The sequence below is a fragment of the Rhizobium sp. BK379 genome (assembly GCF_014193955.1).
Classification (GTDB): domain Bacteria; phylum Pseudomonadota; class Alphaproteobacteria; order Rhizobiales; family Rhizobiaceae; genus Rhizobium.
Genome location: NZ_JACIAD010000004.1, coordinates 267,235 through 286,963 on the forward strand (window position 1 = coordinate 267,235; position 19,729 = coordinate 286,963).

At 58.3% G+C, this 19,729-nt stretch carries 17 protein-coding genes; 11 read left to right on the forward strand and 6 right to left on the reverse strand.

The window, feature by feature from the left end; all coding sequences use genetic code 11:
• Positions 1 to 146 precede the first annotated feature (146 nt).
• The 5 genes from FHT93_RS20185 to FHT93_RS20205 all read left to right on the forward strand — a co-directional run bounded on the left by FHT93_RS20185 (position 147) and on the right by FHT93_RS20205 (position 4,086).
• A complete protein-coding gene (locus FHT93_RS20185) occupies positions 147 to 932 on the forward strand; it encodes a DUF1295 domain-containing protein (RefSeq protein ID WP_112971326.1) in 786 nt (261 codons plus the stop codon).
• Positions 929 to 1,972 (forward strand): cyclopropane-fatty-acyl-phospholipid synthase family protein, encoded by a 1,044-nt coding sequence (locus tag FHT93_RS20190; RefSeq protein WP_113212612.1) that lies wholly within the window; start codon positions 929 to 931, stop codon positions 1,970 to 1,972. Before FHT93_RS20185 ends, FHT93_RS20190 begins: the two co-directional genes overlap by 4 nt.
• Entirely contained in the window at positions 1,969 to 2,511 is a 543-nt protein-coding gene (locus tag FHT93_RS20195) for a hypothetical protein (RefSeq protein ID WP_113116006.1), read from the forward strand. Before FHT93_RS20190 ends, FHT93_RS20195 begins: the two co-directional genes overlap by 4 nt.
• A 29-nt stretch (positions 2,512 to 2,540) precedes the next feature.
• The gene (locus FHT93_RS20200; RefSeq protein WP_183849133.1) at positions 2,541 to 3,071 is read left to right on the forward strand and encodes a lipocalin family protein; all 531 of its coding nucleotides are present in this window, start codon (positions 2,541 to 2,543) and stop codon (positions 3,069 to 3,071) included.
• 406 nt (positions 3,072 to 3,477) lie between these two features.
• Entirely contained in the window at positions 3,478 to 4,086 is a 609-nt protein-coding gene (locus FHT93_RS20205; RefSeq protein ID WP_112971329.1) for a DnaJ domain-containing protein, read from the forward strand.
• A 37-nt stretch (positions 4,087 to 4,123) separates the two neighbouring features.
• Here FHT93_RS20205 and FHT93_RS20210 read toward each other — a convergent pair whose 3' ends face one another.
• Positions 4,124 to 4,570: a hypothetical protein gene (locus FHT93_RS20210; protein ID WP_112971330.1), complete on the reverse strand. Its 447-nt coding sequence runs from the start codon at positions 4,568 to 4,570 to the stop codon at positions 4,124 to 4,126.
• A 541-nt stretch (positions 4,571 to 5,111) separates the two neighbouring features.
• Here FHT93_RS20210 and repA point away from each other — a divergent pair.
• From repA to repC, 3 genes are all read left to right on the forward strand, one after another.
• Positions 5,112 to 6,344, forward strand: a complete 1,233-nt coding sequence (gene repA / locus FHT93_RS20215) for a plasmid partitioning protein RepA (RefSeq protein ID WP_246781693.1) — start codon at positions 5,112 to 5,114, stop codon at positions 6,342 to 6,344.
• A complete protein-coding gene (gene repB / locus FHT93_RS20220) occupies positions 6,341 to 7,318 on the forward strand; it encodes a plasmid partitioning protein RepB (RefSeq protein ID WP_112971332.1) in 978 nt (325 codons plus the stop codon). Before repA ends, repB begins: the two co-directional genes overlap by 4 nt.
• A 155-nt stretch (positions 7,319 to 7,473) precedes the next feature.
• Positions 7,474 to 8,691 carry a plasmid replication protein RepC gene (gene repC / locus FHT93_RS20225; RefSeq protein WP_112971333.1) on the forward strand — a complete coding sequence of 406 codons (1,218 nt, stop codon included), beginning with the start codon at positions 7,474 to 7,476 and terminating at the stop codon, positions 8,689 to 8,691.
• Positions 8,692 to 9,347: 656 nt separating this feature from the next.
• On the opposite strand, the gene FHT93_RS20230 is transcribed toward repC, so the two are convergent.
• From FHT93_RS20230 to FHT93_RS20240, 3 genes are all read right to left on the reverse strand, one after another.
• Positions 9,348 to 9,761 carry a BLUF domain-containing protein gene (locus FHT93_RS20230; protein ID WP_112543778.1) on the reverse strand — a complete coding sequence of 138 codons (414 nt, stop codon included), beginning with the start codon at positions 9,759 to 9,761 and terminating at the stop codon, positions 9,348 to 9,350.
• Positions 9,762 to 9,764: 3 nt separating this feature from the next.
• The gene (locus FHT93_RS20235) at positions 9,765 to 11,393 is read right to left on the reverse strand and encodes an EAL domain-containing protein (RefSeq protein ID WP_112971334.1); all 1,629 of its coding nucleotides are present in this window, start codon (positions 11,391 to 11,393) and stop codon (positions 9,765 to 9,767) included.
• Positions 11,394 to 11,803: 410 nt separating this feature from the next.
• Positions 11,804 to 12,328: an RNA polymerase sigma factor gene (locus tag FHT93_RS20240; protein WP_162728621.1), complete on the reverse strand. Its 525-nt coding sequence runs from the start codon at positions 12,326 to 12,328 to the stop codon at positions 11,804 to 11,806.
• A 959-nt stretch (positions 12,329 to 13,287) separates the two neighbouring features.
• Between FHT93_RS20240 and FHT93_RS20245 the strand changes: the two genes are divergently transcribed.
• Together FHT93_RS20245 and treZ are read left to right on the forward strand one after the other, a co-directional pair.
• Complete coding sequence (locus tag FHT93_RS20245) at positions 13,288 to 14,946, forward strand: alpha-glucosidase (protein ID WP_112971336.1); 1,659 nt, start codon at positions 13,288 to 13,290, stop codon at positions 14,944 to 14,946.
• 54 nt (positions 14,947 to 15,000) lie between these two features.
• A complete protein-coding gene (treZ, locus tag FHT93_RS20250) occupies positions 15,001 to 16,971 on the forward strand; it encodes a malto-oligosyltrehalose trehalohydrolase (RefSeq protein ID WP_112971337.1) in 1,971 nt (656 codons plus the stop codon).
• A 145-nt stretch (positions 16,972 to 17,116) separates the two neighbouring features.
• On the opposite strand, the gene FHT93_RS20255 is transcribed toward treZ, so the two are convergent.
• Positions 17,117 to 17,530, reverse strand: coding sequence for a hypothetical protein (locus FHT93_RS20255; RefSeq protein ID WP_162728620.1), 414 nt, complete (start codon positions 17,528 to 17,530; stop codon positions 17,117 to 17,119).
• 136 nt (positions 17,531 to 17,666) lie between these two features.
• Positions 17,667 to 18,560: a LysR substrate-binding domain-containing protein gene (locus tag FHT93_RS20260; protein ID WP_112971339.1), complete on the reverse strand. Its 894-nt coding sequence runs from the start codon at positions 18,558 to 18,560 to the stop codon at positions 17,667 to 17,669.
• 105 nt (positions 18,561 to 18,665) lie between these two features.
• On the opposite strand from FHT93_RS20260, the gene FHT93_RS20265 reads away from it, so the two are divergent.
• Positions 18,666 to 19,535: an NmrA family NAD(P)-binding protein gene (locus tag FHT93_RS20265; protein WP_112971340.1), complete on the forward strand. Its 870-nt coding sequence runs from the start codon at positions 18,666 to 18,668 to the stop codon at positions 19,533 to 19,535.
• Positions 19,536 to 19,729: the final 194 nt, after the last annotated feature.

The window sequence follows — 19,729 nt, forward strand, 5'->3', positions numbered from 1 at the left end:
CCGGAAGGCAGGTACGAAAGCTCGCTCGGCTCGGTTCGTAATCGGCGGAAATTTTTTTCCTGTTTTTTTGAGAGATGGCGAAAACCGCTGACCCGCGCAGACCGTAGATGACGACTGCGAAGTTAAACGATAGTGGAAGGACGGACATGGAGGTTTTCCTCACCATCGCAGTCTGCCTATCGCTTGCCATGGCCGCCGCCTGGGGCGTGCAGCGCGTCACGGGCCTGAGCGGCTGGATCGACACGGTCTGGTCACTTGCGGTCGGGTCTGGCGGCATTGCTGCCGTGCTCATAGCCGACGGAGATGTTTGGCGGCGCATGACGGTGCTGGCACTGATAGGCGCCTGGGCGGCAAGGCTTGCCTGTCATATCGGCGCGCGGACCCGTGGCGGCCAAGAAGATCCGCGCTACGCCAGGTTAATCCAGGAATGGGGTGAGACCGCCGCCTGGAGGCTGTTTCTGTTTCTACAAATCCAGGCGCTCGCCGCCTTCATCCTTGTCTTGGCCGTCCATATGGCTGCAACCAATGACGCGCCCTTCGCGCGCGCGGTGGATGTCGTGGCAATCCTTATCGCCGTCGTTGCGTTGGTCGGAGAGACAATCGCCGATCGCCAGCTCGCCCAATTTCGTCGGACCCCTGCGGCCAAGACCGAGACTTGCGAAATCGGGTTGTGGCGCTACTCGCGCCATCCCAACTATTTCTTCGAATGGCTCTTCTGGTGCGCCTGGCCACTTCTATCCTTGAGCTCGTCCGTATCGACATTTGCCTCGCTGCTGGCGCCGGCGCTGATGTACTGGCTCCTGGTGCATGTTTCGGGAATCCCCCCGCTCGAAGACCACATGCTGCGAACGCGCGGAGACAAGTTCCGCATCCTTCAGAGGCGCGTCAACGCGTTCTTTCCGGGACCCCGTCGAAACGGAGAACTGCCATGAACATGTTGGCTTTTGCCATAAATACCGCTGAGCGCACGCCGTTGAGCGATGGCATGACGCTTGCCGGCATCGATTTCCTCTGCAGCCGCACCAGGCGAAAGCTCGCTGCCAGCCCGGCTTCGGATGAACAGGCTTTCGTCGACACGATGATGCATTTTCCCGTCGCGGCTCATCCCCACGAAGCCAATCGCCAGCATTATGAAGTGCCGCCGGAGTTCTTCGCCTTGGTGCTCGGGCCGCAGCGCAAATATTCCTGCTGTCTCTATCCGACGTCGACCGCGACGCTCGAGGAAGCAGAGACTTATGCCCTCTCCGAAACGGTGGAGCACGCCGCGATCGAGGACGGCATGAACATTCTTGAACTTGGTTGTGGCTGGGGTTCGCTTTCGCTTTACCTTGCCCAGCAATTCCCCAACTCCCGGATCACGTCGGTGTCCAACTCCGCGTCACAGCGCGCCTATATTCTGGATGTCGCAGCTAGATACGGTTTCACCAATCTCACAGTCATCACTGCCGATATGAACCATTTTGCCACGGATGAGCGTTTCGATCGCGTCATCTCGGTAGAAATGTTCGAGCACATGTCCAACTGGAGCGTGCTTTTGGAGCGCGTACGAGCCTGGCTAAAGTCGGACGGGAAGCTTTTTCTGCACGTCTTTACGCACAAGGATCGCTCATATCGCTTCGACCATGGCGATCCGGCCGACTGGATTGCACTTCATTTTTTTACTGGCGGCATTATGCCGGCGCATGACCTGCCCCACAAGTTCGCCAGTCTCTTCAAGGTGGAGAAGGAGTGGCGCTGGTCGGGTTCGCATTACCGCCGCACGGCGCTCGACTGGCTCAACTCCTTTGATGAAAGAATCGATCGCATCCAGCCAATCTTGCGCGAGGTCTATGGCAAGGACGCTTCGCTCTGGCAGCGCCGCTGGCGACTGTTTTTCCTCGCGACCGCGGGCCTATTCGGTCACGAGAACGGCAATGTTTGGGGGGTCGGCCACTATCTCCTGTCCCCGGCTTCGACCGAGTATTTTGCATGACGGCCAAAAACGAGCGGCGCCATCTCGACCCGCAGACACAGGCGACTGTGGCGATCGTGTGGGTTATCTTGATAAACAAACCCTTCTATCCGCTCTACGTCTGGTATCTGGTCGGCAATGGCACGACGGCAGCGCTGGCCACCCTGCTTGCCGCCCCGCTGTTCATCATCATTGCCTTCATGGCCCACCTTGCACCTCTGGCCGCCCGGATCGCGCTGCCGCTGGTCGCCACGCTCGATACGCTCTTTGAGACAAAGCTTTTTGGTACCGGCTCCGGCACGCAGCTTTTTCTGGCCCCTTGCATCATGCTGGCAGCTCTCTCATTTCGCGCCGAGGAAATATGGTGGCAACGCAGCATGGCCGTCTTCGTGTTCCTGGCCTTCGTTTTATCTCGCTATGGCCTCGGTCAGCCGCTGCATGTGTGGAGCGATCCGGATCTGACCATTCTTCTCAATCTCAACAGCTTTGCGGTCGCAAGCCTCATGGCGTTGATCGCAGTTCGCTACGCAGGGATCATGACCCAGCCCAATCACCATTAACGCATATGTTGCATCGGAAGGACGCCATCATGTCATCACCTTGTAGTTTTTCGGCCGTTTTTGCCGCCACGCTCGCCTTGACCGTCGGCTTTGCAACGCAGGCTGCTACCGCGCCGGCCGTCGTCAACGTTGGACCGGACCACTATTCCGGAACTTGGCTCGAGATCGGACGGACACCGATGTCGCTGACCGATGGCTGCGTTGCCGGTTATTCGACCTACCGGAAGGGCAAGGTGCCGGACGAGGTTCTCGTTGAGGACGGATGTCACGTTCATACGCCACAGGGGCGCCTGAAGACCATTCACGGAACCGGCAAGATCGAGGATTTTGGAACAACGAATGCGAAGATGCGTGTCCGCTACCCGTTCTTCATCACATTCAAATATTGGGTTCTCTACAAGTCGCCTGACAAGGCCTGGTTCATCAGCGCCAACCCGTCAATGACCGATCTCTGGATCTACTCGCGCACTATTCCCTCAAAGGCGAACCTTCGTCGCATGGTGCGCAAAGCCGCCGACCTCGGCTATGATGTTCGCAAGCTCGAATTCCCTTCTCAGTGATCGACGATGCTCGAGGCGCGCGCGCTCATCGCATAGTGCTGGCTTTCCTGTCTGTAACGATCGGTCCTGGTTCGCGCCGGTGCCGATGTCGGCTTCAGTGAGGAAGCGGTCGTGGACCAGCGGGTTGTCCTTGATTGATGACGCGAGCGGCGGGCATCGCATTGAAGCGGGGCTTCAGGCGATGGCTGAAAGAGCGTGCGCGTCCGGATGAAGTCTTTCCGCCGTACAATGCGTTGTATTGCCCGCAACGAAAGCGTTGTTGACGACCACTTCGAATTGGTTTCGAGGCCGATGCGTTCGACGTTCCCTCGCCCGTTCCAATGGTCGCATCACGCCGGGCTTGAGCAGATCTTGCCCGCGATTTACCTGTCTTGCCATAGACGCTCGTTGGGCCATAAATGCCGAGATGAGCCATGTACCGAAGATTTTCGTCAGTTTGAAACCGACGCGCAAGAAAGTGGGCCAGCAGCGTGAGAGCGTTGGTCCGAAATGCCAATGGGACGGCTGCGACAAGGATGGGCCGCATCGCGCGCCAGTGGGAGCCGATGCAGAGGGTCTCTATCTTCTGTTCTGCTCCACCCATTTGAGCGCCTATACCAAGGGATACAACTACATTACGAAACTTTCCGACCCGGTGACTGCTCGCTATCAGCGCGAAGCGGCGCGCGGCGCGCTGCCCACCTGGGGAACCCGTGCCACCGCTGCATTGGAGGTTCCTCTCCCCTCGTCCGTCCGTTCCGGAACGGCCAAAGCGATCAATTTGCGCAAAAAGGCCGCGACATCGCAGGAGAAGAAAGCGGATCTTCGCCTGCGAAAACTCAAGGTACTTGAAGCCAAGGCATTCGAAACGCTCGGCCTTGCCGACGACGCGGAACCTGCAGAAATTAGAAAAAAATACAAGGAACAGGTCAAAATACATCATCCCGATGCCAATCAGGGAGATCGGGCGTCGGAGGATCGTCTGAGGGCGATTATCGAGGCCCATAAGATCCTCAAGATCAACGGCTTCTGCTAGGGTCCGTGGTCGGCCCGCGCGGCCTTCATTTTTTTGATCAGCCTGCGTGGGCCGCGCCGCGATAGCCGATTTCCTCCTCAAATGCCTGAATTTCGGCCTGAGCTCGCTCGGCTGGCAATCGTCCGGAACTGATCATTCTTTCCGAGCACCATTTGAATAGCTGTAGGTACGCCTTGGCTTTGTCGCCAGGAGTCCGTTGATCGGACTGTGTCCGCTCGCTGAGGAGCGCAGCCGAAACATGCTCGGCAATCATCATATGCGCCGCGTCGCTGACAGACCATCCTCGCTTGAGGATCAAGTCCGTGGCAAAGGAGCCCTCAGTAGACAGCTGCCTGGAAAGCTCTTGAGAAACGGAATCCATCGCTTTTTCGATCGAGGTCCCCCTGCTTCGAAACCGAACCCGAAGCTTTTCTACCTCAGACCAAAGTAACTGGACCTCGGGAGAGAAAGAACTGTGTTTCTTTCGTTTGAAGAAGCCGAACATTTTACCGCTCTCCCTTTGAAAACACTGATTCCGTTGAAAAAAGTCTAAGCCAAATCCCTTGCCCGGTCTACTCGCCCGCAGGCGCGAAATGCTGGCGGAAAAAGCACATTTAATGTATTCGACGCTGCTCCTCTATTGCCTGTTTTAGGGGGCTAAGCTCCTGCAGAGGGCGTCGGGCTAGTGACCTGAAGCGGCCGCGTGCCTGCCGCCCATATCGCTCACTGAGTCGCACCTCATTGTCTCGCGCAAGAGGGCAAAACGATCGGCGGGACGGTGCAATGGGCTGGATGCCTCGATTTCGGGCTGTTATCGACTCATTTTTCAAGGCCTCGGTCGAGCGCTCATGCGCGCCTGAAGCCATTAATTTTGCTTAGGTTTTGGCAATTTTTCCGTTTGACAGGCTGCTCGCTTACCGTTCGTGTAACCCATTGTTAACCCAATGGTCTTGCCCTGTGAGGGGAATCGGGTCTTATTCCTTATCTGCGGTGTCAGCTCGTTGGTTGGCTTTTTTCCGCATGTGAGGCCCGCAGGCGATAATATGATGAACACCGCAAAGGCAAAGGAAAGCCGAAACTCTTCTCTCCGCTTCACGATTGCGGAGCACGCCTCGTCGCTTTCGACCAAGCTGCAGGAACATCAAACAAATATCTTTCCGCCCCATGCTCGTAAAGGGATCCGGGCCTTCACGCCGTCTGAGGCTGCCAAGCTGCTGGGTGTCGCTGAAGGATATTTGCGAACCGTGGCCGTCGACCTCGAAAAGAAGGCTTCCGAAGGAGGGGGCATCGAATTCAGGCCCGCCGTTGCCGGCGGTCGGCGCATGTACAGCGTCCAGGAAATCTCAGCAATTCGCGCCTATCTCGACCGCCCAGGTCGAACAAGCGGTCGCTATCTGCCTCATCGACGTGACGGAGAGGAACTGCAGATCATTTCTGTCATGAACTTCAAGGGAGGTTCGGGCAAGACAACGACCTCGGCGCACCTTGCACAATATCTCGCGCTGAGGGGATATCGGGTTCTGGCGATCGACCTCGATCCTCAAGCTAGCCTGTCGGCCTTGTTCGGAAACCAGCCGGAAGTCGACGTTGGTCCGAACGAGACGATCTATGGTGCCATCCGGTACGACGAAGAGCGCCGTCCGATTCAGGAAATTGTCCGCGGGACGTACATCCCTGATCTCCATATCATCCCGGGAAACCTCGAGCTGATGGAGTTCGAACACGATACGCCAAAGGCGCTTCTTCAACGCAAGCCGGACGACATTCTCTTCTTTGCCCGGTTACAGGCCTCCATCCGGGAAGTCGAGGACGCCTACGACGTCGTCGTGATCGATTGCCCTCCGCAGCTGGGATTTCTTACGCTATCGGCCCTCACAGCGGCGACATCGGCTCTGATCACGATTCATCCTCAGATGCTGGATGTCATGTCGATGAACCAGTTCCTTTCGATGATGAGCGCGCTGCTTGAGGAAATTGCCGAAGCTGGAGCCGAAGACCGTAACAATTGGATGCGCTACCTCATTACCCGCTTTGAGCCTACCGACGGCCCACAGAACCAGATGGTCGCGTTTCTTCGCTCGATGTTCGGCGAGGATGTGCTCGTCAACCCGATGCTGAAAAGCACGGCGGTCTCGGATGCCGGAATAACCAAGCAGACCCTGTTTGAAGTCGAGCGAACGCAGTTCACGCGCTCGACTTATGATCGCGCCATGGAATCGATGAACAACGTCAACGGCGAGATCGAGTCCCTTATCAAGGCGACGTGGGGGAGATCATGAGCCGGAAGAACCTCCTCTCCTCCCTGCACGGTGACAGCACGACGCCGCCGCCACATTCCAGACCGTTCATGGATGCCGGCAAGTCGAAGCCCATGACGGCCGTTAGCAAATCGCTTGGCGACCTCAATGACCGCAGCCGACGCGCCAATGAGATCGAACGGCGGCTGGCGGAAGGTCAAACCGTCATCGAGCTCGATCCGCAACTGATCGAGCCCTCCTTCGTGCAGGACCGCATGGGAGGAGATATTTCCGGGCTTGTCTCATCGATCAAGGAGCAGGGCCAGCACGTCCCGATCCTGGTGCGTCCTCATCCGGAAAAGCCTGGCCGATATCAGGTTGCATTTGGTCATCGGCGTCTTCGCGCAGCTTTCGAAGCTGGCCTTCCAGTCAAGGCAGTTGTCCGCGATCTGACGGATGAACAACTGGTCATCGCCCAGGGCCAGGAAAACAACGAACGCCAAGATCTTTCCTTCATCGAGAAGGCGCGGTTTGCCGCCCGTCTTAAGGAAGACTTTTCGCGGGAAGTCATCATGTCCTCTATGTCGCTGGACAAGAGTACGCTCTCGATCATGCTTCAAATAGTCGATCTGCTGCCAGCCGAGCTGGTCGAAGCCATTGGCCCTGCTCCCGGCGTTGGGCGGCCAAATTGGCAGCAACTCGCAGCCCTCATGGACAAGGTTGAGGAGCCTTCTGAGGTCTGCACCTATGCGGAGGGTTTGGGCCACCTGGCTTCGGAGGAACGTTTCAGGCAGACCCTGGCACATCTGAAACCAATCAATGTGGAAGTGGGCAGTTACAATATGCTGTCGACACCCGACGGGAGCCGGCTTGCGCAGATCAAGAACAGCCGGTCGAAACTCGAAATCACAATCGACAAGAAGTCGGCGCCGGATTTCGCTGCCTTCTTGATAGAGCAACTGCCTGCGCTCTTTGAGGCGCATCAGACGACCAAGCGCAACAAGAAGGACGTGTAACCCGCAAAAGAAAAGAGCCCCAAAACGTCGCCGTCTCGGAAGCCCTGATCTGTTTCTAGCACATCCAGATTCGCATTTCCGAGAATCATCGTCAAGAGTCTTTGGCATCGTTTTTGATGAGCGCTTTCCTTTTGCCTGCCGACAGGTGAGAAACGATGGAAACCGGAAATGTGACGACGCCTTTCGGGCGGCGGCCGATGTCGCTCGCGCTCGTGAGGCGGCAACAGGCCCTTGCCGAGATCAAGGCAGATAAAACCGTCGAAAAGTGGAAAGTGTTCCGAGACGCTTCTGCGGCCAAGGACCTGCTCGGCATTCAGTCGAACAGCCTTGCCGTCCTCGACGCACTCTTGAGTTTTTACCCCGACAATGAGCTGCGTCAGGATGGGCAACTGATCGTCTTTCCTTCGAACATTCAGCTGTCTTTGCGGGCGCACGCCATGCCAAGCTCCACGCTTCGCCGTCACCTTGCAGCGCTGGTCGACGTTGGCCTTATCGTTCGCAAAGACAGCGCGAACGGCAAGCGCTATGCCCGCAAGGACGCCGCCGGTGACATCGAAAATGCCTTTGGATTCGACCTGTCCCCTCTCCTCGCCCGCGCCGAAGAGCTTGCAATGCTGGCACAGCAGGTCATAGCTGAACGCATTGCGCTCAGGAAGGTCAAGGAGAACCTGACGATTTGCCGGCGTGATATCCGCAAGCTGATCTCGGCTGCGGTGGAAGAAGGGGCAAAAGGCGACTGGCAGTCGGTGGAAAGCATGTACGTTGCGCTAGTCAGCCGAATTCCGCGCGTCCCGACACTTGCCGTTGTGGCGGACATCCTCGATGAGATGAGGATGTTGAAGGACGAGGTTCTCAATCGCCTGGAAACACAGGCTCTCGCAGATAATATGAGCGGCAATGATGCTCAGAACGAGCGGCACTTACAGAATTCAAACACCGACCCATCCACTGAACTTGAACCTAGCTCTGAAAAAGAGCTGGGCGAAAAGGCAGAGAAAGATCGGGGGCCTCGGAGGGAGCCGCTAAAGGCATTCCCTCTCGGTGTCGTACTAAGGGCCTGCCCGCAGATCGGTCAGTACGGACAAGGTGGCGCGGGAATAGCAACTTGGCGTGATCTGATGTCGGCGGCGGTCGTGGTGCGATCGATGCTCGGGGTGAGCCCGTCTGCGTATCAGGATGCCTGCGAGATTATGGGTCCCGAAAACGCGGCCGTGGCTGTGGCCTGCATTCTGGAACGCGCGAACATGATCAACTCCGCCGGGGCCTATCTTCGAGACTTGACCAAGCGCACCGAGCGCGGCGAATTCTCCTTGGGGCCGATGTTGATGGCGTTGTTGAGATCTCAGGGACATGGGGATCTGCGGGCAAGCTGAGGTTGTTTGCAGCTGCAAACAGCTCATAGGGCTGCGATGGTCGGCGCGTCTCCAGTGCGTTGTACAACTATGATCTGCCGCATGGCCGAGTGACCTAAGAACGATGTGCGGTCATCCTTGCTTCTCATTGAGCGGTCTGCACCAGCAAACCCACAAGCCTTCAGGGATCTAGTCTGCGTGAGGACAGGTGGAGCCTCCAGAATACCCGGGCTCACTTCACTCAACCAACGCCCCCGGTCCTTATGGACCGAGAGCGTCGTGCAGGGAGACGCGACATCTCTCGTGACACTTCAAGAGGCTTGGCGTCGCGTCTAAAAACAAAACTTCCCTGTCATCGGGATGTTCCCGTGCCTTGTCAGCAACCAGATCGACAGCGATCGCGTCTGCTGCTGGGCGAGCCAAGGGCGCTGCATTTTCGTTAATGCCCTGCGTCGCGGTAGAGTCAGCACTGCAAGGACCACGATTGTGCCCCGAAGCCGCAACGGAGTCTCTCCTCCTGGTGAGGAATAGACTTCTCGGCAGTTTTGCGAACCGCTAGCGGACGACGCGTGTGTTTTGTCACGATTAGCGGCAATCGACGGCGAGGCCGGAGCTGGGATGCGCCTCATTTGCCGGCGTTATCAGCCAGGCACAAGCAGACCGGAGAGGCCGGCCGATTACGCTCCGACACCATCCAGGACTAGTGAACGCAGCGTCGAGACCAGAGCATCGCCGGTTAGTAGCTCGGGATCCAGAACGAGATCCGACTGGAAGCTGATCGAAGGACTGCCGACATAAGCCATGGACCAGTCGCCGAACGTGCGACCAATGATCGGAACACAATCCAGCAGCGCCACGTTGCCATGACGCTGATCTTGCTGAATCCTCTCGAAAGTCGCCTCTACCGCAGTTTGCGGTCCCTCCAGAACCTGTCCGAAAAAGCCTGAGCTGAAAAGGAGGGCACCGGTGACGTCGACGGCTGGATTGTTTCGTCGGCTTGCCGCAAGTATTCGATCAATCTCGTTGCGAAATAATGCCGGTTCGCGTTCAAGCCGATTGGAGCTGAGATAAGCCAACCTGTAGAGAGACATTTCCTAGCCTTTCGTTGCTTTGGCCAGAGACATGGCGTCGCTTGCCGACAACGGCCGTCCGGTCAGGTAGCCTTGCGCCTGGGTGCACCCATCGCGCGCGACCAAACGAAGCTGATTTTCAGTTTCGACCCCTTCGGCGATGGTCACCATGCCAAGGCTTGCGCCGAGCGCAGTCACGGCCCGCACAATTGCCGCACTGTCGGTGTTCGTTTCCAGCGTGGTGATGAACGAGCGGTCGATCTTGATCTTGTCGAACGGAAACTTTTGCAAGTAGCTCAGCGACGAGTAACCTGTACCGAAGTCGTCGATCGAAATCCTGACGCCCATCGCTTTTAGCTCTCGCAGAATCGAGAGGGTTAGATCCGCGTCCTCTATGAGCGCGCCCTCCGTGATTTCCAGATCCAGTCGGGAAGGAGGAAGGCCTGAAAAAGCCAATGCGGAAGCCACCGCGGAAATCAGGCCGCTGTTTCTAAACTGAACGGGCGAGAGGTTGACGGCGACGGTGAGCTCGTCCGGCCAGCCGGCCGCTTCGGTACAGGCGGTGCGCAATACCCATTCTCCGAGCTGATCGATCATGCCGACCTGTTCGGCCACGGGTATGAACTCGACTGGCGATATGGGACCGCGATCTGACGTGGTCCAGCGGACCAGGCTTTCAAAACCGACCAGGATCTTGCCTGCAATCCTGTATTGGGGCTGGTAGACGACCGAAAACTCTTTCAGCACGAGAGCCCGCCGGAGCGCCACCTCGAGCTCCCGGCGTCTCTGCGCCTCATGGTCGAGTGCGGCGGAAAACAAATGATAGGTTCCCTTGCCGTCCGACTTGGCCTTGAACAATGCAAGATCGGCCTTGCGGATCACCTCATCTGGGGCATCGTCGTTCAAAGAGATACCGACGCTGGCTCCGATTTGGACCGAATGGCCCCCGATGAGGTAGGTGCGGCTGACGATTTCGATAATTCTAGCCGCAAGCGACTGGGCCGCCTCTGGTTGGGTGCCCGAGCCCTGCACAAGCGCAAATTCATCGCCGCCGACGCGAGCCAGAAGATCGCCTGGCCCGATCATCTTGGCGATGCGGTCGCCGACACGCTTCAAAAGCAGGTCACCAACCGCATGACCAAGCGTGTCATTGACCGCCTTGAACCTGTCTAGATCGACATAGAGCACGGCCGATCCTTGACGGGAGCTGGCGCCGTCACCGAGTTCAGAAAGCCTGCGCAGCAGGGCCGCGCGGCTGGCAAGACCTGTCAGGAGGTCTCGCTGCTGGCTGACGGTCATTTCCACCACATAGGAGACATCCACGAACCGCAGACTACGGCCCGCATGACTTTCGCCGAATTCTATCAGGATGGTCCTGCCGTCCCCCATTTCGAAGAGGTGGCGATCGTCGCCGCCTGCGACCGCAGCCATGATCGATCCCGTGGAGCCGGCCTTGGTCAGACCGCTTTTCTCACAGCCTGCCAGGACGTCATTCAGCATTGCGCCGACTTGAAGTCGCCCGGCGAAGAACGGGACCGCCGGACCGCTGAAGGCTACGATCCTGCCATCCGATCGGAGCCTCAATCCGGGCGCTTCGAAGGTTCCAGAAACGTCGGCGTCGTGCCAGCATCTCTTGTCAGCAATAGCAGTCATCGGGAACACCTATGTGTAACGGCCAAAAGCCATTAGTCACAAAAGACCTTAATAAAGGCCAACGGTGGATATCACGACAGGTCGGCATAGGTGCGAACACGAAGATGGGCTCCCCAGGTGCAGGTCGCAGTCGGCAGCAACTCTGCCTGCTGCACACGGGCAGGCTGCGATTTACGGCGCCCGGCCAGGGTCTTAAACTGCTGCTGCAGGTTGCAAAGTCCGGTTACGCGGGCGGAGTGACGCCAAAAGGTTCCGCATATTTTTAGCGATGAAGCGGGTAGATTGCCCGTGCCGGCGCTTTAATTGCCTGGTGGAGCCCCGTTTTAGCTCTCTAGGCAGCTGCCAGCTTGCTGGTTCCGGGAAGGTTGCGGATGAGGCGAATTTCGCCGGTCACGCCTCGCGAGGATTTGCTATGCCATTGGAATTGTTGCCGCAGCCGTAGGATTTATCTCACCCAGTATCGCTGCCAGCGCGGATCTTGCGCGCGCGATTCGGCTCTTTGCCGTGCCCATTTCACACTCGAATGCAGCCGCGATCTGTTCGTAGGTGAGGCCGTCGAGGACCATCAGCAGCGCGTTCTTCTGGTGAAGCGGCAGGGTGGAGAGCGCCGACCAGACTTGCGTTGCGTATAGTCCGGCCTCCTGGTTACACCATCCGGTTGTTGTTGAGCTGTCGTCGACCTCGGCAACGAGCACATGACGTTTGCGGCGGTTGACGTTATTGAGGAACGTATTTCTCATAATGGTAAAACACCAGCTTTTGAGACTTGTCCCGACCGTATATTGATCGAGATGGCCCAATGCTTTCGACAATGTTTCCTGGGCTAGATCTTCGGCATCTGCGGGATCCCTCTCGAAGCGATACGCAAATCGCCGTATTGCAGGAACCAATGTCAGGACTTCCGCCTGCAGGGACTCAGTGACTGCTGTGTTCATTGCGGGATCTCCTCCGACCGACCCATCGACAATGACCATGATCAAAGGGAGTTCCGCCCCTGTCTTATAGCGTACCGAGTTATCCGATCGGTACCTCGCACTGCGCAGTATCCGGCGTCTTTTTTGCGAGCGATTCGACCAGGGTGGGGAAGAAGGAAAATCACCAACGCAGAGATCGTACCGCACCCTTGGTATCTTCGGGGAAACGTCGTTCCGCAACGTTCGCTAAGAATGGTTCCAAGTCGATGGTTGCGCCCAGGTTGCTCCGAAAGACCTGGCGTAGCCTCGCACTGACCGGCATGCCCAAACGTCCCTTTTGACGATGAAGCTGTCGGTCCACGGCGTGCGGCCTCATAGCAATGTGAGATTGGCCAGGTTGCCGTCGTCTAATCATCGCGCTCGCGTCCTCCTCTGCCTGTGGCCGATCGCGTGCTCGATTTCGTATGTGTCGGTCAGTTCCCTCGCTGACTTGCGTCCGCTCACGCCCTGCCCTCGGCCAGCAGGCGGCGGACGGCTCGGATCTGTTCATCTGCGCCGGTGTTGACCGAACCTTGCATCCGAACCTAGTTCCAAGATTCCTCAAAGTCCTATCGCGGCCACCAGATCACGATCGTCGACGTCATATACACAAAAGCCATCAACGTTGCGAGAAGTGCCCAGGCAACGAGGCTCCGCACCCGAGGAAAGCGGGTGCTCATCGTTCGATCATGACGGTTCATTTTCATTCTCCTTGCGCCTCGCGCGGGAAACGCCTTGAAGCGAGTATTGTTTCAAACGCCTGGTGCGTTGTCCTGCTCGGCCAATGAAACCGGAAATGGAACTTGAGACCGACAGAAGCGGCCATTGCATTCGCCAGCCGCGACAGCGTGCTTGGGAACGGGGAGTGGCAAACGCGCGTTCACACCAACAGCGCGACAACGCGCGTGGCGCCCTGAGGTTGTTTGCACAAGGACGTTCGCATGGTACCTTCAACGAGCCGCAACGCGTGGTGGCACACGGCGACCGTCTATCAGGTCTATCCCCGCAGCTTCGCCGACAGCAACGGAGACGGCGTAGGCGACCTGCCCGGTATCACGTCCAAGCTTGAATATCTCAAGGCACTCGGCATAGAGCTGATCTGGCTATCGCCCGTCTACGCGTCGCCGATGGACGACAACGGCTATGACATTTCCGATTACCAGGCTATCGCGCCGGAGTTCGGAACGTTGGCCGATTTTGACGACCTCGTCGCACAGGCCCGTTCGCGAGGCATCGGCGTTGTCCTCGACCTCGTGGTCAACCACACCTCCGATGCCCATCCCTGGTTCGTCCAATCGCGCGCATCAAGACGGAGCGCCTATCGCGACTATTACATATGGCGCAAGCCCGCCGCGGGCGGTGGTCCACCAAACCAACTGACGTCGTCCTTTGGGGGACCGGCCTGGACGCTGGACGAGCGGACCGGCGAATATTACCTGCATCTTTTCTCGCGCCGGCAACCGGACCTCAACTGGGCCAATCCAAACGTCCGCCACGAGATCTACCAGATGATGAACTGGTGGCTCGAACGAGGAATCGCCGGCTTCCGGATGGATGTCATCGATTATATCGGCAAGCAGGTGGATCAGAACATCGTGACGGACGGGCCGCATCTGCATGACTATCTCCAGGAGATGAACCGGGCGACCTTCGGTAGCCGGGACGTCATAACTGTCGGAGAGACCTGGAGCGCCACGCCTGGCTCCGCGCTGCTTTATTCCGGGCGCGCTCGCCAAGAACTTTCCATGGTCTTCCAGTTCGAGCACGTGACGCAGCAATGGGACGAGATCTACGGGAAATGGCGCTCCCGACCCTTCGACCTCGTCAAGCTCAAATCGATCCTCGGCAAGTGGCAGTATGCGCTGGCTGAGGATGGCTGGAACTCCTTGTTCTGGGGCAACCACGATCTTCCCCGCGCCGTTTCCAAATACGGTGACGTAAAGGGTTATCCGGTGGAGTCTGCCAAGATGCTGGCCACGGTCCTGCATCTTCTAAAAGGCACGCCTTTCGTTTATCAGGGCGAGGAGATCGGCATGACCAATGCTCCCTTCACCAAGATCGAACAATATCGCGATATCGAAACGCTTAACATGCACCGGCTTCATCTTGAGGCCGGCCTCTCGCCTGAAGATTTCATCAGGGGCGCAAATGAAAACGGTCGCGATAATGCAAGGACGCCGATGCAATGGAGCGCCGGCGCCAATGCCGGCTTCACCACCGGCATTCCCTGGATTGACGTCAATGAAAATTACATAGCGATCAATGCCGAGGTCGCGATGTCCGACCAACACTCGATCTGGAACCACTACCGAAGGCTGATCCTGCTCAGAAAATCCCATCCGATCATCGTCTACGGTCGTTTCCAATCCTATCTCGATCAGCATCCAGACATTTTTGCCTACACCCGTACGCTGGACGAGCAGCGGCTGACCGTACTGGCAAACTTTTCCGCTCGTACCATCACCCTTGATCTGCCGAACGAACTGCAGGGTTCGGGCCGCTGCCTCATCAGCAATTATGATCCGGTCCATAAGGTGGATGCGACAATGGAGTTTCGTCCATACGAAGCCTTTGGGATTCTGGCGCAGAGCAGGTCCTGACGGAACAAAAGCCTGAGACCGAGGTTCTCACGCCACCGGGCCGGAAGGACAGCCATGTCAGGATCATCACGCGAGACAGGCGATTTTCACAAGCGACGGGAACGGCGTTATGGCGCTGGTAGCGAATGCCTGGCCGATGCCGTTTCCTTTCGGGTATGGGCACCTGCACACTCGCAGGTCCGGCTTGTACTTGATCAGGCAGGCGACTGTGCGATGCAGCCCGAGGACGGCGGCTATTTTCGGCTCGATCTTGACGGGGTGCGCCCCGGGCAGCTCTATGGCTTCCGGCTTGGCAAGGCCGAGGATCTGCTGGCCGATCCTGCCTCCCGGTTCCAGCCTCATGGCCCGGATAGCTGGTCCATGGTTGTCGACGCCGCGGGCTATTCCTGGCAGGACGGCGCCTGGGCGGGAGTCGAACCCGGCGGACAGGTCCTATACGAGATGCATATCGGCACCTTCACGCCCGAAGGCACTTACAGGGCTGCTGCCAGCAAACTGCCGCTTTTGACGGAGCTCGGCATTACGTGTGTGGAGTTGATGCCGGTCAACGAGTTCTTCGGCGAATTCGGATGGGGCTATGATGGCGTTCTGCCATATGCGCCGACGAGGACCTACGGCACGCCAGACGAGCTCAAGGCTTTCGTGGACGAGGCCCACCGACAAGGTATCGCCGTCATTCTCGACGTCGTCTACAACCACTTTGGCGCCGGCGAGCGCTTCGAGCGGTTCACACCCCATTATTTTACCGACCGCTATACGAACGAATGGGGCAAATCGCTCAACTTCGACGGCGAGGAATGTGCAGGCGTTCGCGACTTCATTGCAGAAAATGCGGCCTTCTGGATCGATGAATATCATTTTGACGGCTTGAGGATCGACGCCACCCAGGCCCTCTTTGACAGCAGCGACGAGCATATCGTGGCGCATATTGCGCGAAAGGCGCGGGCAGCGGCCGAGTTGAGACCGATCTATCTCATTGCGGAAAACGAGCCTCAGGACACCCGGTTGGTCATGGCACATGCCAGCGGCGGGTGCGGGCTGGATGGGGTGTGGAACGACGACTTTCATCATTCCGCCACTGTCGCCCTCACGGGCCGAAGCGATGCCTATTATCATGACCATAGCGGAAGCGCGCAGGAATTCGTGTCGGCGGCCAAATATGGATATTTGTTCCAGGGTCAACGCTACGATTGGCAGGACGCTAGCCGAGGGCGCCCAGGCCTGGATTTGCCGGCCCGCCATTTTATTCATTTCCTGCAAAATCACGACCAGATCGCGAATTCGGGAACGGGCCAACGCGCCGGTTGGCTCGCGTCGGCCGCGCGCATGCGGACGATGACGGCGCTCCTGCTCCTCAGCCCCCAAATTCCGATGCTGTTCCAGGGACAGGAATTTGGCGCATCAACGCCGTTCTTTTTCTTTGCGGACCACCCTGACGAGTTGGGATTGCTTGTACGCAAGGGGCGGCTTGACTTCCTGCGGCAGTTTCCGAACCTCCAGGACGAGGCCTTCGGCACCACCATGCCAGACCCAGCCGAGCCGTCCACGTTTCAAGCTTGCAAGCTTGACTGGAGCGAACGCGAACGGAACCATGTTCAGCTTGCGCTTCACAGCGATCTGCTTGCTCTACGGCGACGCACACCTGCCATCGCCGCAGCATCGCGATCCTGCCCCCGCACACAAGTCGATGGAAGTGTGCTTGGCACTTCGGCCTTCCTTCTGCGCTATTTCACGCAAGACCCGGAGGAGGAGCGCCTGCTCCTTTTCAATCTCGGCAAAAGCCTACCGGTCCAAAGCGTTGCAGACCCGCTTTTTGCGCCGCCCCTCGATTGCCAGTGGTTCGTGGAATGGTCGAGCGAAGACTTTGCATATGGTGGAAGCGGCATACGACCGGCAGACCTCCAACGACGATGGGTGCTTGACGCCGATAGCGCGATAGTCTTCGCACCACGAAAATGCGAAAGGAAGTCTGCGCCCGACGGGAAGTCGTTGCGGCATTGGCAAAAATCCGTGTCTTGTCTCTAACCGCGCCTCGAAGCGGCAAGGCGGCAGAAATAGAACGTGCGGCAAGACGTCAGCGTCAGCGCAGCCGGCATTCTTTCAGTTCGACCGGCCGCCACGACACGATTTTGCCCGATCAGTTCGGCGAGCTGATGAAGACCGATCGACTTTATAAGCCAGTCCCGCACTTACGGGAGGCGTCCAGACCGGTTCGACGGCCGGACTTTTTCAGAGCGGCCATCGGGATCCATTGGTCTGTCCCGGGCAAACGAACCTGCCAGTAAGCCCATCCGTTCAGGTTCGGTGATCGTCCCATCCGGTTGACTGCCAATGCACTTGCCGCCTGCGAAAGCGTCGTAAAGTGTCGACCATTGACCACGAGTTTTCCGTTGAGGAAGCAGCCCACGAACCTCTGCCTCCCCGCCATATAAGACATCCGGGCTTCCAACCCATGCGGGACGCTGACGCCTTCCGACTGCCAGTCCATTTCCGCCTCAACTGCCCGATCGGCCGCTGCTGCCTCAGTTTTGATCACGTCTCTCACCATTCCCATTAAAACAAGTAATGTCTCCTCGTGCAGCAAGTGGACGCATTCCGGCCGCAGGATCCGTGTGCCTATCTATGTCGCGACGGTCAACTTCCAAGATCGGCGGGTGGAGCTTTGTTCGGGCCGTGGTGGGGTCTGGCCGGCCTTGTCCTGTCGGGCCTAACAACCTACGTCATCTTTCCACATAACCGGCAAGCTCTTCGGGCGATCCTTCGGGAAAGGCGGCCTTCAGGTGCTCCAGAAATGCCGACACGCGTGGATTGAGGAGCCGCCGCGTCGGATAGAGTGCCCAGAGACTGGTTCGATGTCCCTGCACCTCGCCCCACGCGACAAGGGTACCGGCCGCGATCTCGGAACTGACGAACGAGAGCGGCAGAGGCGCGGCGCCGACCCCTGCGCGAACAGCGTCGCGCACCATGAAGAATGAGGAAAGGCTGAGGATCGGCCTTGCTGCGATTTGCGACAATCCATCCGGGGTTATGACGTCCCACGTTTCGGCGCCAGCCATCGGTCCACGAACGATAGCGGGAACAGCATCGCCTGTGCGCGGCCGAGCAAGGGCCGGATTGGCGACGACGACGAGGCGATCGTGCAGGAAGATGCGCCCGACGAGGCTTTCGTCCGGCTTCGGATTGACGCGGATGACCAGGTCGTAAGCCTCTTCGACCATGTCCACCTCCCTGTCTTCCGTCGTGACCTGAAGGTGAACGGCGGGATTTTTTGTGATGAACCCGGCTGCAAGCTTTCCCATTGCGGTCTGCGAAAACAAAAGCGGCGCACTGATGCGCAAGTGCCCGCGCGGTGTCTGCGCGCCTGATGCGATCTCCTTCGCCGTTTCGTCGAGCTCAGTCAGCAGAGCGCTGGTGCGTGCAAACAGTGCCCGTCCCTCCTCCGTCAGCGTCAGTAGGCGCGCGCCACGCTCGAACAAGCGCACACCAAGCTGCGCCTCGAGATCAGTGACGCGTCGTGACAGCGTGGCCTTGGGTCGGCCGGTGGCGCGGGCAGCGCGTCCGACCCCTCCGTGCCGGGCAACCAGGTTGAAATCGGAGACTGCGACAAGGTCCATGTACGTTCCACCTGCGAGACGGTTTGTCCAGAATTGGCGTCTATCGGTGCGAATGTGGATCGTTATGCTGATCTCTGTCAACGGAAACCAAACTGGAGTCAAACCATGACCATACTTGTTACCGGTGCCACGGGTCGGGTTGGCCGCCGCGTCGTCGACCAACTCCTCGCCCGCAACGCCACCGTCCGCGTCCTCACCCGCGACCCCTTGAACGCCCGCTTGCCGGCTAGCGTGGAGATCGCCCACGGAGACCTGCTTGATATTGACGCCATGCGCAGCTCCTTGAATGGCATTGACACGCTCTTCCTGCTGAATGCCGTCACCGGCGATGAATTCGCCCAGGCGATCATCTCGCTCAACATCGCCCGCCAAGCGGGTGTGCGTCGGATCGTCTATCTGTCGGTGTTCGACGCCGATCGCGCGGTCAACGTGCCGCATTTTGCGGTCAAGTGGGGTGCCGAGCGCATGCTCCATGATATGAACTTCAGCGCCACGATCCTGCGCCCGACCTATTTTATCGATAACGAGGTCATGATCAGGGATGTTATCCTCGAGCACGGTATCTACCCGATGCCGATCGGCAGCAAGGGTATTGCCATGGTGGATACCCGAGATATCGGCGAGGTAGCCGCGATGGAACTGATCCGACGGGAGCAAGGCCCCGAGACATTGCCGATTGAAACGATCAACCTGGTGGGGCCTCACACGCTTACTGGCGCGAACGTGGCGTCGATCTGGTCCGACCTGCTTGGGCGCCAGATCGTTTATGCAGGCGATGACCCGGGTCCATTCGAGCAGAGACTTTCTGCCGGCATGCCGAGCTGGACAGCCTACGAGATGCGCCTCATGGCCGAGCGCTATGTCAGCGACGGCATGATACCAAACGAGGGTGATGTCGAGCGACTGACGCGCATGCTAGGTCGCCCGTTACATTCCTACCGCGACTTCGCAGGTGAGATCATTGCCGCAGCCTGAGACGCTGCAGGCACGATGCTGGACGATACTCTCGGCGCTGGCGGCAGACGCCAGCGTTCCGCAGGGCTCGCAGCCCCCTTTGCTGCCGTCGCTTGGGCAAGATCCCGATCCTGGCTGAGATCCACATCGCCCCAGATCGATGTTTTGTGCGTCAGCGACTTTGATTTCCTGCTCTGCCTGATCTCGACGATGAA

Coding starts and splice junctions, on each gene's coding strand:
- FHT93_RS20200 (WP_183849133.1), top strand. CDS start 2,541: ATGTCATCACCTTGTAGTTTTTCGGCCGTTTTTGCCGCCACGCTCGCC.
- FHT93_RS20235 (WP_112971334.1), bottom strand. CDS start 11,393: ATGACTGCTATTGCTGACAAGAGATGCTGGCACGACGCCGACGTTTCT.
- treZ (WP_112971337.1), top strand. CDS start 15,001: ATGTCAGGATCATCACGCGAGACAGGCGATTTTCACAAGCGACGGGAA.
- FHT93_RS20230 (WP_112543778.1), bottom strand. CDS start 9,761: ATGTCTCTCTACAGGTTGGCTTATCTCAGCTCCAATCGGCTTGAACGC.
- repA (WP_246781693.1), top strand. CDS start 5,112: ATGAACACCGCAAAGGCAAAGGAAAGCCGAAACTCTTCTCTCCGCTTC.
- FHT93_RS20265 (WP_112971340.1), top strand. CDS start 18,666: ATGACCATACTTGTTACCGGTGCCACGGGTCGGGTTGGCCGCCGCGTC.
- FHT93_RS20190 (WP_113212612.1), top strand. CDS start 929: ATGAACATGTTGGCTTTTGCCATAAATACCGCTGAGCGCACGCCGTTG.
- FHT93_RS20195 (WP_113116006.1), top strand. CDS start 1,969: ATGACGGCCAAAAACGAGCGGCGCCATCTCGACCCGCAGACACAGGCG.
- repB (WP_112971332.1), top strand. CDS start 6,341: ATGAGCCGGAAGAACCTCCTCTCCTCCCTGCACGGTGACAGCACGACG.
- FHT93_RS20210 (WP_112971330.1), bottom strand. CDS start 4,570: ATGTTCGGCTTCTTCAAACGAAAGAAACACAGTTCTTTCTCTCCCGAG.
- FHT93_RS20185 (WP_112971326.1), top strand. CDS start 147: ATGGAGGTTTTCCTCACCATCGCAGTCTGCCTATCGCTTGCCATGGCC.
- FHT93_RS20205 (WP_112971329.1), top strand. CDS start 3,478: ATGAGCCATGTACCGAAGATTTTCGTCAGTTTGAAACCGACGCGCAAG.
- FHT93_RS20245 (WP_112971336.1), top strand. CDS start 13,288: ATGGTACCTTCAACGAGCCGCAACGCGTGGTGGCACACGGCGACCGTC.
- FHT93_RS20260 (WP_112971339.1), bottom strand. CDS start 18,560: ATGGACCTTGTCGCAGTCTCCGATTTCAACCTGGTTGCCCGGCACGGA.
- repC (WP_112971333.1), top strand. CDS start 7,474: ATGGAAACCGGAAATGTGACGACGCCTTTCGGGCGGCGGCCGATGTCG.
- FHT93_RS20240 (WP_162728621.1), bottom strand. CDS start 12,328: ATGAACACAGCAGTCACTGAGTCCCTGCAGGCGGAAGTCCTGACATTG.